We start from the raw sequence: 14,718 nt of genomic DNA, 5'->3' as shown, positions 1-14,718 counted from the left end.
GTCGCCGCGGGGGCCCACCAAGCCCGCCGACATTTACCCCCCCGGGGGCGGGGCCCCCCCCCCGGGGGGGGGGGGGGCGGCGCGCCCCCCCCCCCCCCCCACCACCCCCACCCCCCCCCCCCCCCCCCCCCCCCCCCCCCCCCCCCCCCCACTCGCTTGTGCCAGGATCGCGGCCATGCGCCCGAAGCCCACCGGCGCGAAGACCGCCGGACTGACCGCACTTGTCACCGTCTCAGCACTCCTGCTGGCCACGGCCTGTACGAGTGACGACGGCAAGCCCTCAGCCAAGGACACGAAGACGCCCGCCCGTACGGGCACGAGCACCGACACCGGAAAGGGCGGAAGCACCGGTGGTGATGCGGCAGCGCCGCTGAGCGGGCAGCAGTTGGAGCGCGCCGCGCTCGCCACCGGCGATCTGGACGGCTTCCAGGTGTCCGCCGGAAAGAGCGCACTCTCGCCGTCCGGGCAGCCCACCGCCGACAAGCCGCAGTGCCAGCCGCTCGCCGACGCGATGGGCGACAAGCCGAGCCCGCAGGCCACGCACACGGTCAACCGCGGGCTGGGCTCGCTGGAGAGCCTCGGCCTCGCGGTGTCCGCCTCGGTCAGTTCCTACCGCGCGGCGGACGCCGGAAAGCTGATGGATTCGCTGAAGTCGGCCGTCGGCGCGTGCGGCGCCGGATTCTCCGCCTCGATCCAGGGCCGCAGCGGCAGCTACAGCGAGGTCGAGGACGCGGCCTTCACCGCGCGCGGCGGCGACGAGACCGTCAGCTGGACGACCGTCGCGAAGACCACCGAGGGCGGAGCGGCTCCGATCCATCTGGTCGTGGTCCGCAAAGGTGCGACGGTGGCGCGCTTCATGGCGCTGGACCTCGCGCGGCGGACACCGCCGCGGGTGCCTCAGGAGGTCGCCGACAAGCAGCTGGCGAAGGTCGCCCAGGTACTTGCCGGCTGACGGCTGCCCGGGGTCACCAGGCCGTACTGGCGGTCTTCTCGGACGGCAGGAACACCCACAGCGCCAGGTAGATCAGGAACTGCGGGCCGGGCAGCAGACACGAGACGACGAAGATCACGCGCATCGTGTTGGCGGAGGTGCCGAAGCGCCGGGCCAGCGCTGCGCACACTCCGCCGAGCATGCGTCCGTCACGGGGGCGGGCAAGTGCGGCCATGGTGGGCTCCTTCGCGAGAACCTTCATTGAGGTTCCTTGAGGTTCATTGGGATTCGTCGGGAGCGAATCGGTGTGCTCCTCGATGTATCCATGGTGGCCGTGCGAAGGGGGTCAAAGCGTCGCTCTACGGTGCGATCCCGACCCTGGGAATCGTCGGGGTCGAGCCCTGAGAGGCATCCTCCCGGAGGACGGCACCGCGCTGCTGCCGGGATGAGGCGGAGGTGCTCCGCTGCCCCCTGCGCCGCAGCCGGGCCCGGCCCGCGGGCACGACGAGGAGATGCGCCAGCGCCACGCCGGCGGTGTTCAGCAGCAGCGAGTCGACGTCGAGGACCCGTCCCGGGACGCCGGTCTGCAGCAGCTCGATGCCGAGCGAGAGCAGCGCTCCGGCGGCGACCGTGCGGGCCATTGAGGCGAGAGGCGAGACGATGAGCCGGCCGCCCGCCATCGGCAGCAGTATGCCGAGCGGAGCCAGCAGCAGCAGTCCTTCGCCGATGCGGCTCGCGGCCTCCACGGGACCGAGCGCGAGATCGGCCTTTATGCCGGCGAGCGGCCGGAGGTTCGCGGCGGTCACCCACATCACGTCGAGCGGGCGCAGCGTCAGCCATGCCACGAGCAGCAAATGCGCGAGGAGGAGGAGGACCCCCGCCGCGCGGAAGCGGATGACGGCGCTGCCGCCCTGACCTTGACGCTGCACGCCCCCCAAGACGCACGCTCCGCGCGAATCGGTTCCGCGCGGTTTCAAGTGGAGTGGCGAGACGAGCGTCACCCCGTGCCGGAGGGCGACGGAAGCGAGCCGAGCGTCGGCACGTTTTCGTCCGGACGCTCCTTGGTGCCGGCCGAGCACCGGTACCTCGTCGGCTCGTACGTGCCGGGCCCGCCGAGCAGCACAGAGCCGTCCGTGGCCGCCGCCCGGCTCTCCGCGAAGGTGCAGACGATCTGGGCCAGCGCCGTCGACGGCAGATCCTCGGGCAGGCGGCTCAGCCGCAGGGTGCCCGGCGGATCGCCCTCGTTCGGTCCGGTGACCACGATGGGCGCGCGCACGAAGGTCGCGAAGCCCGCCTCGTTCTCCGCGGACGACGGCTCCTTCTGGAGCTGGTCCAGCAGCGCCTGAGCGATCTGTACGCGGCCGTCGGCGGCCTTCTCCGCGGATATCGGGGCCGTACGGTCCACAGACTCCAGCTGCGTCGCGCAGACCAGGTAGACGCGCACAGGGATGCCCTGCTGCTGCGCCTGCGGCGTGACGTTCTCGCCGGTGACCTCGCAGGGCACGCGGGAGGGCGCGGGACCGGCGTCGACCGGGACCTGGGTGGACCTGATGCCGCAGCCGCCGAGCGCGAGGACGCCCAGAAGCGCCGCGACGGACCACCTGATACGGCGGGGGCCTTTCACTGCGCGCCTTCCTCTCCCCGGTCGCGGAGCTGCTCCCCGCCGGGGGTGTCGCCGTCGTCGTCCGCGTCGTCCTGCGCGTAGTAGTCCTTCGCGTCGGACGGGTCGCGCGGCAGCCGCAGCACGAAGACCGCGCCGTCGCCGTCGGGGGAGTTCGCGGCGGTGATGTCGCCGCCGTGGATGTGGGCGTTCTCCATCGCGATCGACAGGCCGAGGCCGCTGCCCTCGGAGCGCGGCCGGGAGGCGCTCGCCTTGTAGAAGCGGTCGAAGACATGCGGCAGCACGTCCTCGGGGATGCCGGGCCCGTGGTCCCGTACCTCGATCAGCAGCTCGCCGTCGGCCGGCCGCACCGACACCCGTACCGGCGAACCGCCGTGCTTGAGCGCGTTGCCGATCAGATTCGCCAGGATCACATCGAGCCGGCGCGGATCGAGCCGCACCATGATGCCGCGCTCGGCGTCCAGATCCACGGCGTCCAGCCAGGCGCGCGCGTCGATGCAGGCGGTGACCTGGTCGGCGACGTCGACCGTGTCCAGGACGACCTTGGCGGTGCCCGCGTCGAAGCGGGTCACCTCCATCAGGTTCTCCACCAGGTCGCCGAGCCGCCTGGTCTCGCTGACGACCAGGTTCACGGCGGGCGCGATCATCGGGTCGAGGCTGTCGACCTCGTCCTCGAGCACTTCGGTGACGGCGGTGAGCGCGGTCAGCGGCGTACGCAGCTCGTGCGACATGTCGGCGACGAAGCGGCGGCTGGACTCCTCCCGCGCGCTCATGTCCGCGACCTTCTTCTCCAGCGACGCGGCGGTCTTGTTGAACGTCCTTGCCAGCTCGGCCAGTTCGTCCGTGCCGGACACCCGCAGCCGGGTGTCGAGCTTGCCCTCGCCGAGCCGCCGAGCCGCCTCGCCGAGCCGGTGCACGGGCTTGAGCACGGTCGTCGCCGCGGCCTGCGCCAGCAGCGCGGACCCGACGAGCGCGAGGGCGGTCGCGATGCCGAGCGACCAGGCCAGCGAGTTCAGGTCCTGGCGCTCCTGGTCGAGCGACTTGAAGACATAGCCGGTCGGGCCGCCGCCGATGATCCTGGTGCCGCCGACGAGATACGGCTTGCCGCGGCGCTGGGTGCGCTGCCAGTAGAGGTGGTACGGAACGGAGTTGCCGGCGCTGACGTCCTGCCGCTCGTTCACCGCGTCCTGCAGCCGCTGCGGAACGTCGGCGAGCGTGAAGTTCTCCGGCTCCGAGGTCGCCACCAGCGGCTTGCCCGCGGCGGGCTCGGCGATCAGCAGCACGCTGTAGCCGGCGTCGCTGTCCGTCATCTGCTCGGCCGTGTTGCGCAGTTCGCCCACCGTCGGATGCAACGGCAGCGCGGCCGCCCGGTTCTGCATCTCCTGCCGGAAGTCCCCGAGCGCGGAGTCCTGCGTACGCGTCAGCACGGCCTCGCGGTTGAGCCAGTACGCGATGCCGGACGCGGACACCGCCGCGGTCAGCGCGACCAGAGCGAAGACGACGACCAGGCGCAGCCGCAGGCTCGTCCAGCGGAGACCGGCGAGTATCGCGCGCTTTGCGGCACTGCTCACCTGGTGGTTCCGTTCATGGGGGCGGGGTGGTGCACAGGTCTCACTGCGGGACGTCCAGCCGGTAGCCCACACCGCGCACCGTACGGATCAGGGTCGGCGAGGACGGCACGTCCTCCACCTTCGCCCGCAGCCGCTGCACACAGGCGTCCACCAGTCGTGAGTCGCCGAGATAGTCGTGCTCCCACACCAGCCGCAGCAGCTGCTGCCGCGACAGGGCCTGTCCGGGCCTGCGGCTCAGCTCCAGCAGCAGCCGCAGCTCGGTCGGCGTGAGCTGGAGGTCCTCGCCGTTCTTGGTGACCGTCATCGCGCTGCGGTCGATCACCAGCGACCCGAAGGTCGCCGAGTCGGTGGACTCCCGCTCACCGCGACGCAGTACGGCGCGGATCCGGGCGTCCAGCACCCGGCCCTGCACGGGCTTGACGACATAGTCGTCCGCGCCCGACTCGAGACCGACCACCACATCGATGTCGTCGCTGCGTGCGGTCAGCAGAATGATCGGCAGCTGGTCGGTGCGCCTGATGCGCCGGCACACCTCGAAACCGTCGATCCCGGGAAGCATCACATCCAGCACGATCAGGTCCGGCCGCTGCTCACGGAGCAGTTTCAGGCCGTCCTCGCCCGTCGCCGCGGTGGCCACTCGGTGGCCCTGGCGTGACAGGGAAAGTTCGAGGGCCGTGCGGATGGCGTCGTCGTCCTCGATCAGCAACAGGAAAGGCACGGAGGTCATTCTGGCCCATGGGCGTGCCGGAGTTCGACTGCTGGAGCGCTCCCACACCACTCCTCCCCTTGTGAGAGGCGTTTCGAGCTGTTTGCGAACCGGTCGCGAAACGGGGTTTCCAAGGGTCCCGCGGGCCCTGTGACAGGCCTGTGACAGTCGGCGGACACCGCCATGAAACTGCCTGGGCAAGCTTTTTGGCACACGGACGGAAACAGACTCCACCGACGGGGGGCGCGAGATGAACGCACTGCACAGCACCAACTCAAGCGCAGTAGTCACGCGTCTCCACGACGTCGTGAGGAGCCCGGAGAAGTCCGGCGCGGTGAACGGGCGGGGGTGCGTTCGCAGCGCCGGGCGTCAGCACAAGCCGTCGTACATGACGGTGGTTGACGCGACCGTGGGGGGCAACGGGACGGCGTACGGGGAGGACACGGGGGAGCGCACCAGCCTGACGGAGGCGGAGTTCACCGCCTACGTCCAGGAGCGCCGGTCCTCCCTGTACGCGACCGCCTACCACCTGACCGGTGACCGGTTCGAGGCGGAGGATCTGCTGCAGAGCGCCCTCTTCTCGACATACCGGGCGTGGGACCGGATCAGCGACAAGGCCGCGGTCGGGGGCTACCTGCGGCGGACGATGACCAATCTGCACATCAGCGCCTGGCGCCGGCGCAAGCTCAACGAGTACCCGACGGAGGAGCTGCCGGAGACGGCGAGCGACACCGACGCGATGCGGGGTACGGAACTGCGCGCGGTGCTCTGGCAGGCGCTGGCCAGGCTGCCCGAACTCCAGCGGACGATGCTGGTCCTTCGCTACTACGAGGGCCGCACCGACCCGGAGATCGCGGAGATCCTGGACATCAGTGTCGGCACGGTGAAGTCGAGCATCTGGCGGTCACTCCGCCGGCTGCGCGAGGACGAGGTCCTCAGCTTCGGCCGTGACGAGGAAGAGTCCTTCGGCGAGCTGGTGGCCTGAAGGCACAGGGGGAGGGCCGCTGTTTCGGGGGAATCGGCGGTATGTGGGGGACCACGGGGGTCACGGGGGACCAACGGGGAACCAACGGGGGAACAGGTCGCGGGACCGGACAGGCCGGGGGGTCTTGTCCGGCCCCGCGGTTGCCTTTTCCGGGGGCTCGGGCCCAGCGGGTCTGCCGGCGCGGCGCGAAGCTGCGGCGGGCAGCGGTACGTGTGATGCCCGGGAACCTCGGTCTGCGGTGCGGCACGAAGCTGCCGCGAACGCCGGGGGCGTGCCCGCGCCGTGTGCGGTGCGCCGGGGAGGCGTCTTTCGGACGCCGCCGCCGCGTTCCACGGCGCGGAGCTGCCGCGAGGTAGCGGGGTGAGCGGCGCTCGTGCCCCTCGCGGGCGTGTGATGGGACTTCCCGCGCGGCGCGAAGCTGCCGCGGACGCCAATGGCGTGGGGGTACGCCGTACCCCGCTTTCAAGGGCGGGTGGGTGGGAGAACCCTCCGGCCGTCAGGCCGGCGTTCGGGCCGCGCGGGTGCGGCACTGGCCCGCCGCCGCCGCGGCAAGGCGGCCCAGGGCCTCCTCCTTGGCGCACGGGTGCGCACCCAGCGACTCCTGGCGCGCCACAATGCCGCGTTCCGCGCGCATCAGGCGCCAGCCGCGCCGCACCAGGAAGCCCATCGACTTGCGGCCCTCCCGCAGATCCCGCGCCAGCCGGCGGCGGAACGTCGTCGACGGGCGGCCGCGCAGGCACAGCGCGTCCGCCAGTACGCCCAGCTCCTGGCAGCGGCTCACGATGTCCGCCGCGAAAATGCCTTCCGCCACGAACAGCGGCGTCCGGCCGATGTCGAGCGACTCGCGGTCCACCCGCGCACTCGTGGCGATGTCGTACACCGGGACGATCGTACGTCCCGTGCCGCACAGTTCAGTGATCGCCGCCACCGCCGCATCCGCGTCCCAGGACTGCGGCGAGTCCCAGTCGATGTCCGTGCTGCCCTCGACCAGAGGGAGCGTCGGGTCGCCGGCCTCCTTGTAGAAGTCGTCGAGGCGCAGCACCGGCAGTCCGGAGCGCGCGGCGAGCGACGACTTTCCTGAACCGGAGGGGCCCGAGAGGAGAACGACGCGTGTCGGTATGGGTTGGGAACTCACGGGACACCAGTGTGAGGCATTGACCCGTGAAGGGGACCCACCGGGGCGGAGATTGGTATTGACTGTCTCACCTCAACTACGCTGCGTGCTCTTCCGGTTACCCAGCGACTCGCTCATCGAGGCAGGAATCCCATGGCACGTCACACAGCTCCCCAGTCCCGGCGGCCCGCCCTGCTGCGTGCGGGCCTGACCGTCGCCGCGGTGGCCGCGGCACTCGGCGCGGGCGAGGCAACCGCCCAGGCGGCACCGGCCGCACCTCCGGCCCCCGTGGGCCTCGACACGCTCGGCGCCACGGGTCTGACCGGCGCGGTCACCAACTCCGTCGCCGGTGTCGGACAGCTCAAGAGCCTCCAGCTCAACCCGCTGGCCAAGACCGGCGTCGACCCGCTGGACAACGCCGTCGGCGCGCAGGTCGCCGACTTCCAGCCGCTGTCCACCGGCGCGGCCACCGGCCCGCTCGCGGCCGGTGCCGCGCTGGAGGACCTGCCGGTCGTGGGCGGCGTCGCCGGGGTCCTGCCCATCTGACTCTCGGCAAGCCCGGACATGAGGAAGCCCTCTGCCGTTGGACGGAACGACAGAGGGCCCCTCGGTTCAGGATGGCGCCGGGGTCAGTAGGCCGAGCCGGACGCGCCCAGCGAGCCCGTCGGATGCCAGACCGTCTTGGTCTCCAGGAAGGCGGTCAGCCGCTGCGTGCCCGGGTCCGCGGAGAAATCCACAGCCTGTGGACGAAGAACGCGCTTGAGGTTGTCCGCCGCCGCGATCTCCAGCTCCTTCGCCAGTACGTCATCGGCGCCGGTGAGATCGATCGCGTTGACGTCCTGGTGCGCGGCCAGCGGCGTCGCGATCTCGGCCGTACGGCCGGACAGGACGTTGACCACGCCGCCCGGGAGGTCGGAGGTGGCCAGCACCTCGCCCAGCGACAGCGCCGGGAGCGGGGCCTTCTCGCTGGCGACCACGATCACCGTGTTGCCGGTGGCGATCACCGGGGCGACGACCGACACCAGGCCCAGGAACGACGACTCCTGCGGCGCGAGGACCGTGACGACGCCGGTCGGCTCCGGGGTCGAGAGATTGAAGAACGGGCCGGCGACGGGGTTGGCGCCGCCGACGATCTGGCCGATCTTGTCCGTCCAGCCCGCGTACCAGACCCAGCGGTCGATCGCCGCGTCCACGACGGCCGCGGCCTTCGACTTGGACAGGCCCTCCGCGTCCGCCACTTCGCCGACGAACTGGCCCCGGCGGCCCTCCAGCATCTCGGCGATGCGGTAGAGGATCTGACCGCGGTTGTACGCGGTCGCGCCTGACCAGGGGCCGAACGCCTTGCGCGCGGCGGCGACCGCGTCACGCGCGTCCTTGCGGGAGGAGAGCGGGGCGTTGGCCAGCCATTCGCCCTTCGAGTCGGTCACCTCGTACACCCGTCCGCTCTCGGAGCGGGGGAACTTGCCCCCGACGAACAGCTTGTAGGTCTTGAAGACACTCAGACGCGACGACTCAGACATCGAGGTAGGCCTCCAGACCGTGACGGCCGCCCTCGCGGCCGAAGCCCGACTCCTTGTAGCCGCCGAACGGCGAGGTCGGGTCGAACTTGTTGAAGGTGTTGGCCCACACCACGCCGGCGCGGAGCTTGTTCGCGACGGCGAGGATGCGGGAGCCCTTCTCCGTCCAGACGCCCGCGGACAGCCCGTACTGGCTGTTGTTGGCCTTGGCGACGGCCTCGTCCGGCGTACGGAACGTCAGCACGGACAGCACCGGGCCGAAGATCTCGTCGCGGGCGACGGTGTGCGCCTGGGTGACGTTGGTGAACAGCGTCGGCGCGAACCAGTAGCCGGAGGCCGGCATGTCGCACGGCGCGGTCCAGCGCTCGGCGCCCTCCGCCTCGCCGGTCTCGGTGAGCGCGGTGATCCGGGCCAGCTGCTCGGCGGAGTTGATCGCGCCGATGTCGGTGTTCTTGTCCAGCGGGTCGCCGAGGCGGAGCGTGGACAGACGGCGCTTCAGCGACTCCAGCACCTCGTCCTGGACCGACTCCTGGACCAGCAGCCGGGAGCCCGCGCAGCAGACCTGGCCCTGGTTGAAGAAGATGCCGCTGACGATGCCCTCGACGGCCTGGTCGATGGGGGCGTCGTCGAAGACGATGTTCGCGCCCTTGCCGCCGAGCTCCAGCGTGACCTTCTTGTCGGTGCCGGCGATCTGGCGGGCGATGGCCTTGCCGACGGCGGTCGAGCCGGTGAAGGCGACCTTGTTGACGTCCGGGTGCGCGACGAGCGCGGCACCGGTCTCGCCGTAACCGGGAAGGATGTTGACGACACCCTTCGGCAGCCCGGCCTGGCGGCAGATGTCCGCGAAGAACAGGGCGGAGAGCGGAGTGGTCTCGGCGGGCTTCAGCACGACCGTGTTGCCGGTGGCGAGCGCCGGGGCGATCTTCCAGGCCAGCATCAGCAGCGGGAAGTTCCACGGGATGACCTGGCCGGCGACGCCGAGGGGGCGCGGGTCGGGTCCGTAGCCCGCGTGGCCGAGCTTGTCGGCCCAGCCCCCGTAGTAGAAGAAGTGCGCGGCGACCAGGGGGAGGTCCGCGTCGCGGGTCTCCTTGATCGGCTTGCCGTTGTCCAGGGTCTCCAGGACGGCCAGCTCGCGGCTGCGCTCCTGGATGATCCGCGCGATACGGAACAGGTACTTGGCGCGCTCGGAGCCGGGCAGCGCGGACCACTTCTCGAAGGCCTTGCGGGCGGCCTTCACGGCACGGTCCACGTCCGCCTCGCCCGCCTGGGCGACCTCGGCGAGCACCTCCTCGGTGGACGGCGAGACGGTCTTGAAGACCTTGCCGTCCGAGGAGTCGGTGAACTCACCGTCGATGAACAGGCCGTACGACGGCGCGATGTCGACGATCGACCGTGACTCGGGTGCGGGTGCGTATTCAAAGGCCATCGTGATCAGTCCACCGTCACGTAGTCGGGTCCGGAGTAACGGCCGGTCGCCAGCTTCTGGCGCTGCATCAGCAGGTCGTTCAGCAGGCTGGACGCGCCGAAGCGGAACCAGTGGTTGTCCAGCCAGTCCTCACCGGCGGTCTCGTTGACCAGCACCAGGAACTTGATCGCGTCCTTGCTGGTGCGGATGCCGCCCGCGGGCTTCACACCCACCTGTACTCCAGTCTGCGCCCGGAAGTCGCGTACGGCCTCGAGCATGAGGAGGGTGTTCGCCGGGGTGGCGTTCACCGCGACCTTGCCCGTCGAGGTCTTGATGAAGTCCGCGCCCGCGAGCATGCCGAGCCAGGAGGCGCGGCGGATGTTGTCGTACGTGGAGAGCTCGCCGGTCTCGAAGATGACCTTGAGGCGGGCGGCGCCGGAGGCCTCCTTCACGGCGCGGATCTCCTCGTACACCTTCAGATACTTGCCGGCCAGGAACGCGCCCCGGTCGATGACCATGTCGATCTCGTCGGCGCCCGCGGCGACGGCGTCGTGCACGTCGGCGAGCTTCACGTCGAGCGCGGCGCGGCCGGCCGGGAAGGCGGTCGCGACGGAGGCGACCTTGACGTCCGAGCCCTGGAGGGCGGCCTTGGCGGTGGCCACCATGTCGGGATAGACGCAGACGGCTGCGGTGGTCGGGGTGGTCCGGTCGGTCGGGTCGGGATGCACGGCCTTGGCGGCGAGGGACCGGACCTTGCCCGGGGTGTCCGCGCCTTCGAGGGTCGTGAGGTCGATCATCGAGATGGCCAGGTCGATGGCGTACGCCTTGGCCGAGGTCTTGATCGAACGGGTCCCGAGGGAGGCTGCGCGCGCCTCGAGGCCTACCGGGTCGACGCCGGGCAGGCCGTGGAGGAATCGGCGCAGCGTGCTGTCGGACGCGGTGACGTCCGCGAATGCGGGTGCGGGTGGAATGGTGGGCATGGTCACCAGACGAGCATATCTACGCGCGTAGCGACGCGTCTAGTGGGGGCCGGGGCTCGAGTGCACGCGACCCGGGCCCGCCCGGCGCAGGTACCTGTGCCCCGGGCGGGCCCGGCTCCCGGGGTACGGGTCCCCTGCGGGGCACCGGTGCGGATGCGGCACAATCGGGGCATGACCAGCTCACCGCCTCCCGTCGAGCCCACCTACGCCGATCGGGTCTTCAGGTCGCCCGCCGGGATGGCCGGTGGCGTGCTGCTGCTCGTGCTCATCGCGTGGCTCGGCGGCGACGCGGTCATCACGGGTGAGGGCCGCACCCCGTGGTTCGCCCTGGCCGGCGCGCTGCTCAGTGTGCCCCTGGTCGTCGCCTTCACCCTCCGCCCCGCCGTCTTCGTCAACGACGACCGTGTGCGGATCCGGAACCCCTTCCGCTCCATCACGGTCCCGTGGGGCAGCGTCGCCGACGTACGCGCCGGCTACTCCAGTGAGCTCTTCACGAACGACGGCGCGAAGTACCAGCTCTGGGCCGTCCCCGTGTCCCTGGGGCAGCGCAAGCGCGCCGCCCGCAAGCAGGCGCGGCGCTCGCACAGCGACCCGCACATGCGGACGTCCGCGAGCGCCGACGTCGTCGACAAGCCCCGCGTCCCGCAGGCCGATCAGACCGTTGCCGACATGCGCGAGATCGCCGAGCGCAACGCGTCGAGGCCGAGTGCGCAGGGCGAGGTGCACAAGCGCTGGGCGTACGAGGTGATGGCGCCGGCCGCCGCGGGTGCCGTGCTGCTCGTCGTCCTGCTGGCCATCGGCTGACCGTCGGCCGACCGCCGCGGCGTCAGATGCGGTGCACGGTGTGCAGTGTCCTGGCGTACGTCCCCGTGCCGTCCAGGAGCGAGGCGCCGCCCAGGTCCGACATGGTGGGTCCGTTGCCGGTCTTGCGGCTGGAGAGGAAGCGGCGCTTGCCTGCCGCGTCCCTGCCCAGGTAGATGCCGACGTGGTCGACCGTGACGGTCGGGTTGTCGTCACCCGAGTCGGCGTTGAACAGCACGAGGTCGCCGGGCTGCAGCAGTGTCGCGGCGGGCGGGTTCGTGCCGTCGGTCCGGTCGATGCGCACGCCGGGCGCGTAGTCGGCCATGTGCCGGGACTTGCGCGGGATCCGGGCCTTGGAAGTGTCCTCGCCCGCGGCCAGCGGCACGCCCATGTGGTAGCCGTAGACCATGCGCGTGTAGCCCGAGCAGTCGAGGTTGCCGACCTGCTTGCCGGACGGCCCGGTGTGCGTGCCGTCGGGGAAGGTCCAGCCGAGGTTCATGTACTCGTGGAAGTCGGCGCCTTCGTAGCGGTAGCCCTGCGGGTCCAGGTAGCCGTAGCCGGCCTCGCCCAGTACCTGCTCGTCCTTGGTCTGTCCGGCCCCGCTCACCACGTCCGGCGCCCCGGCGAGGAACATCGCCGCGTACGCGAGCACGTCCGGCGCCGTCGAACCGGCCCAGCCACGGACGGTCTGCTCCAGCTCCGGCGTCCAGTTCCCGTCGAACGGCTGGGGCAGCACGCGCACCCAGTCGCCGTGCGTGACGCCGGGCGGCACGTCCCAGGTCGCGGCGTCCACCTGGAAGCGGCTGACGCTCAGCCCGACCGGCAGGTTGGTGCAGCCGTCGTTGGCGAGCGCGCGCAGGCCCACCCGCCCCTTGGCGAAGGTGGAGTCGTTGACGTCGACGGCCCACGCGGCCGGCTCGGCGAGGTCGGAACGCCAGGCCTTGACCTGGATGTGGGCACCTTCGCGGCGCACCCGGATCGTCCAGTTCGTGTCCGCGGGCACGCCGGTGGCGAGCGTGAGGGCCGTGGCCAGCTGGGTGACCGTGTCGGCGACCTCCTTCTCGACCCGCAGTTCGACCGCGCCGGAGGTCAGGAAGGACAGCCGGGCCCGGTAGTTGTTGTGGGTGTCCTGGTAACCGAAGGACAGCGCGTACGAACAGGCCTGGCCGGCAGGCACCTTGTCGAACCGGGCAACGGAACGCACGTCGACGTCCGTGATCTCGTCGTCGCGCACGCTCGCGTGGCGGCTCGCGAGATCGGTGGTGAGTGTGATGACGCCGGCGCCCGGCACCACCGAGTAGTCGGTTTCGGCAGGCCCGAGCGTGGACCAACTGCCGCCGCCCGGTGAGCTGCCTCAGTACTGGCGCTCCGCCACCGGCAGCGCGAGGTCCGGAAGCGTGCGCTGGAAGTCGTCCACGAAAGGCTGCTTGTTCTCGGTGAACGTGCGCTCAGGGCCGGGCAGTACGACGGTCCGGGCGCCGTGGGTCAGCAACGCGACCCGTCGGCCGCCGGAAATGACCTCCGTACGGGCCGGGGTGCCCGGAAGCACGGAGGCGGTGAGCGGGTTGTTGAGCGCCACCTGGGTGAAGTAGGACGCGTCCAGCGGAGCCAGCGTCACCGAGGACCGGGCCGAGGTCAGACCGGCCGGGGCCGCGAGCGGGTGTATGGACGGGGCGGCCGACCCGGCGGCGCGAGCGGGGGCGGCGGCCAGACCGCTGAGCGGGACGGAGGCGGCAGAGGCCGCGAAAGCGGCGAGCAGACTGCGCCGGGAAGTAGTCGACATGCCGGTCATCATCCAGCCGCCTCTGCCGACCTGGATCATCGCCCCTCTCCTTACGGCGGACCCCGCCAGACCAGCAGCATGTACGCACCGAACCACGCCGAAGTCAGCGTCGCCGTGCCCAGCACCACCGCCACCACCGCCCACTGGCGCGCCCTCGCCAGCGCCTGGGCGATCGGCAGCAGCAGTGGAAAGCCGGGGAGGAGAAAGCGGGCCCGCGGGAAGTACACGCCTCCGCTGCCGAGCACCACCAGCAGCAGCACACCGGTGAACACCAGCAGCACAAGCGGCTGCCGGTCGGCGGCGCAGAGCAGGAACAGCACGACCGAGAGGACCAGCATCGCCGAGACAATCACCAGAAACAGCTGAGGCTGCGTCATATGGACCAGGTACTGGCGCAGATGGAGCAGCGTCGCCACGCCGCCGTCCCACTCGTTGCGCCACAGGCGCTGGACGGCGAAGTAGCCGTCCACGCGGCCCACCCGCAGCCCGACCCAGGCGACGAACGCCAGCCATCCCAGCGGGGCCATCAGCGCGCCCGCGAGTGCCGCACCCCGCTCACCGGGCCGCCCTCTCCGCCAGGCCAGCAGCGCCGCGACCGACACCGCCGCCGCGAGCGCGATGGCCGTCGGCCGCGTCAGTCCCGCCAGCGTCGCCAGTGAACCCGCCCACAGCCAGCGCCCGCTGAGCACCGCGTACAGCGACCAGGCCGCCAGTGCCGTGAACAGCGACTCCGTGTAGCCCATCCACTGCACGATCCCGACCGGCAGCGCGCCCCACAGCACGGTGAGCACGATGCCGACCCGCCGGCCGTGCAGCCGGTCGCCGACCGCGAAGATCCCCCACGCGGCGAGCAGCGAGCAGCCGACCGCGAGCAGCAGCCCGACCGAGGCGCGCGAGCCGGGCGTGACGGCGGCGACGGCCTTCACCAGCACCGGATAGAGCGGGAAGAAGGCGAGGTTGTTCTCGTTGAAGTCGGTGCCGAGCGCGTCCGTGTAGCCGTGGTCGGCGATCCCCAGATACCAGCTCGAGTCCCAGGACGTGGCCAGCGTCGGCCATACGCCCTGCTGCCTGACGTGCGCCCACTTGGCGAGGACCAGCAGCCCGCACAGCCGCACCAGGAGATAGCCGAGGAGCGCCGGCGCGGCCCGCCGCAGCGCGCGCAGCAGCCGGTCCCGCGCGCCCGTCGCGCTGCCGTCTCCCGGGGCCGGTGGCCGGCGGGAGGCGGGGACAAAGGCACGAACGGTCGCGGCGGGGGACACGGCGGCTGCTCCTGGGACTCGGTATGCGCTACCGGGTCACCATTG

Annotated in this window: 16 protein-coding genes; 4 read left to right on the top strand and 12 right to left on the bottom strand. The window is 71.3% G+C overall.

Annotated elements, in window-relative coordinates; all coding sequences use genetic code 11:
* The first annotated feature begins 175 nt into the window (after window positions 1-175).
* Entirely contained in the window at window positions 176-952 is a 777-nt protein-coding gene (locus tag ACH4YL_RS26925; protein WP_398510005.1) for a hypothetical protein, read from the top strand.
* Window positions 953-965: 13 nt separating this feature from the next.
* Here ACH4YL_RS26925 and ACH4YL_RS26920 read toward each other — a convergent pair whose 3' ends face one another.
* The 5 genes from ACH4YL_RS26920 to afsQ1 form a co-directional block, all read right to left on the bottom strand.
* Window positions 966-1,166 carry a PspC domain-containing protein gene (locus ACH4YL_RS26920; protein WP_398510019.1) on the bottom strand — a complete coding sequence of 67 codons (201 nt, stop codon included), beginning with the start codon at window positions 1,164-1,166 and terminating at the stop codon, window positions 966-968.
* Between the two features lie 124 nt (window positions 1,167-1,290).
* A complete protein-coding gene (locus ACH4YL_RS26915) occupies window positions 1,291-1,860 on the bottom strand; it encodes a VanZ family protein (protein ID WP_398510004.1) in 570 nt (189 codons plus the stop codon).
* A gap of 68 nt (window positions 1,861-1,928) precedes the next feature.
* Window positions 1,929-2,555 carry a hypothetical protein gene (locus tag ACH4YL_RS26910; protein WP_398510003.1) on the bottom strand — a complete coding sequence of 209 codons (627 nt, stop codon included), beginning with the start codon at window positions 2,553-2,555 and terminating at the stop codon, window positions 1,929-1,931.
* Window positions 2,552-4,123 (bottom strand): ATP-binding protein, encoded by a 1,572-nt coding sequence (locus ACH4YL_RS26905; protein ID WP_398510002.1) that lies wholly within the window; start codon window positions 4,121-4,123, stop codon window positions 2,552-2,554. Before ACH4YL_RS26905 ends, ACH4YL_RS26910 begins: the two co-directional genes overlap by 4 nt.
* 40 nt (window positions 4,124-4,163) lie before the next feature.
* Entirely contained in the window at window positions 4,164-4,841 is a 678-nt protein-coding gene (gene afsQ1, locus ACH4YL_RS26900) for a two-component system response regulator AfsQ1 (protein ID WP_175257369.1), read from the bottom strand.
* A 238-nt stretch (window positions 4,842-5,079) separates the two neighbouring features.
* Here afsQ1 and ACH4YL_RS26895 point away from each other — a divergent pair, with 238 nt between their 5' ends.
* On the top strand, window positions 5,080-5,814 hold the full coding sequence (locus ACH4YL_RS26895; RefSeq protein WP_398510001.1) for a SigE family RNA polymerase sigma factor: 735 nt from the start codon (window positions 5,080-5,082) through the stop codon (window positions 5,812-5,814).
* Window positions 5,815-6,310: 496 nt separating this feature from the next.
* Here ACH4YL_RS26895 and ACH4YL_RS26890 read toward each other — a convergent pair whose 3' ends face one another.
* On the bottom strand, window positions 6,311-6,949 hold the full coding sequence (locus ACH4YL_RS26890; protein WP_398510000.1) for an ATP-binding protein: 639 nt from the start codon (window positions 6,947-6,949) through the stop codon (window positions 6,311-6,313).
* Window positions 6,950-7,081: 132 nt separating this feature from the next.
* Between ACH4YL_RS26890 and ACH4YL_RS26885 the strand changes: the two genes are divergently transcribed.
* Window positions 7,082-7,474 carry a hypothetical protein gene (locus ACH4YL_RS26885; protein ID WP_398509999.1) on the top strand — a complete coding sequence of 131 codons (393 nt, stop codon included), beginning with the start codon at window positions 7,082-7,084 and terminating at the stop codon, window positions 7,472-7,474.
* An 83-nt stretch (window positions 7,475-7,557) separates the two neighbouring features.
* Here ACH4YL_RS26885 and ACH4YL_RS26880 read toward each other — a convergent pair whose 3' ends face one another.
* From ACH4YL_RS26880 to deoC, 3 genes are read right to left on the bottom strand one after another with little or no spacing between them, the layout of a single operon-like run.
* Window positions 7,558-8,448 carry an aldehyde dehydrogenase family protein gene (locus ACH4YL_RS26880; protein ID WP_398509998.1) on the bottom strand — a complete coding sequence of 297 codons (891 nt, stop codon included), beginning with the start codon at window positions 8,446-8,448 and terminating at the stop codon, window positions 7,558-7,560.
* A complete protein-coding gene (locus ACH4YL_RS26875; RefSeq protein ID WP_398510018.1) occupies window positions 8,441-9,877 on the bottom strand; it encodes an aldehyde dehydrogenase family protein in 1,437 nt (478 codons plus the stop codon). Before ACH4YL_RS26875 ends, ACH4YL_RS26880 begins: the two co-directional genes overlap by 8 nt.
* A complete protein-coding gene (gene deoC, locus ACH4YL_RS26870) occupies window positions 9,877-10,830 on the bottom strand; it encodes a deoxyribose-phosphate aldolase (RefSeq protein WP_398510017.1) in 954 nt (317 codons plus the stop codon). The genes ACH4YL_RS26875 and deoC overlap by 1 nt, the downstream gene beginning before the upstream one ends.
* Window positions 10,831-11,001: 171 nt before the next feature.
* On the opposite strand from deoC, the gene ACH4YL_RS26865 reads away from it, so the two are divergent.
* Window positions 11,002-11,634, top strand: coding sequence for a PH domain-containing protein (locus ACH4YL_RS26865; protein ID WP_398509997.1), 633 nt, complete (start codon window positions 11,002-11,004; stop codon window positions 11,632-11,634).
* Between the two features lie 22 nt (window positions 11,635-11,656).
* On the opposite strand, the gene ACH4YL_RS26860 is transcribed toward ACH4YL_RS26865, so the two are convergent.
* The 3 genes from ACH4YL_RS26860 to ACH4YL_RS26850 are packed head-to-tail and all read right to left on the bottom strand — an operon-like array spanning window position 11,657 to window position 14,673.
* Entirely contained in the window at window positions 11,657-12,925 is a 1,269-nt protein-coding gene (locus ACH4YL_RS26860) for an NlpC/P60 family protein (protein WP_398509996.1), read from the bottom strand.
* Between the two features lie 60 nt (window positions 12,926-12,985).
* The gene (locus tag ACH4YL_RS26855; RefSeq protein ID WP_398509995.1) at window positions 12,986-13,453 is read right to left on the bottom strand and encodes a hypothetical protein; all 468 of its coding nucleotides are present in this window, start codon (window positions 13,451-13,453) and stop codon (window positions 12,986-12,988) included.
* A gap of 11 nt (window positions 13,454-13,464) precedes the next feature.
* Window positions 13,465-14,673 (bottom strand): hypothetical protein, encoded by a 1,209-nt coding sequence (locus ACH4YL_RS26850; RefSeq protein WP_398509994.1) that lies wholly within the window; start codon window positions 14,671-14,673, stop codon window positions 13,465-13,467.
* Window positions 14,674-14,718 lie beyond the last annotated feature (45 nt).

Source organism: Streptomyces sp. NPDC020681 (assembly GCF_044334895.1).
Lineage (GTDB): Bacteria > Actinomycetota > Actinomycetes > Streptomycetales > Streptomycetaceae > Streptomyces.
This window is presented reverse-complemented; position numbering and strand designations above follow the sequence as displayed.

Excerpts from the sequence above, each read along its gene's own strand:
- ACH4YL_RS26920 (WP_398510019.1), bottom strand. The coding sequence starts at position 1,166 with ATGGCCGCACTTGCCCGCCCCCGTGACGGACGCATGCTCGGCGGAGTG.
- ACH4YL_RS26855 (WP_398509995.1), bottom strand. The coding sequence starts at position 13,453 with ATGATCCAGGTCGGCAGAGGCGGCTGGATGATGACCGGCATGTCGACT.
- ACH4YL_RS26925 (WP_398510005.1), top strand. The coding sequence starts at position 176 with ATGCGCCCGAAGCCCACCGGCGCGAAGACCGCCGGACTGACCGCACTT.
- ACH4YL_RS26885 (WP_398509999.1), top strand. The coding sequence starts at position 7,082 with ATGGCACGTCACACAGCTCCCCAGTCCCGGCGGCCCGCCCTGCTGCGT.
- ACH4YL_RS26880 (WP_398509998.1), bottom strand. The coding sequence starts at position 8,448 with ATGTCTGAGTCGTCGCGTCTGAGTGTCTTCAAGACCTACAAGCTGTTC.
- ACH4YL_RS26865 (WP_398509997.1), top strand. The coding sequence starts at position 11,002 with ATGACCAGCTCACCGCCTCCCGTCGAGCCCACCTACGCCGATCGGGTC.
- deoC (WP_398510017.1), bottom strand. The coding sequence starts at position 10,830 with ATGCCCACCATTCCACCCGCACCCGCATTCGCGGACGTCACCGCGTCC.
- ACH4YL_RS26895 (WP_398510001.1), top strand. The coding sequence starts at position 5,080 with ATGAACGCACTGCACAGCACCAACTCAAGCGCAGTAGTCACGCGTCTC.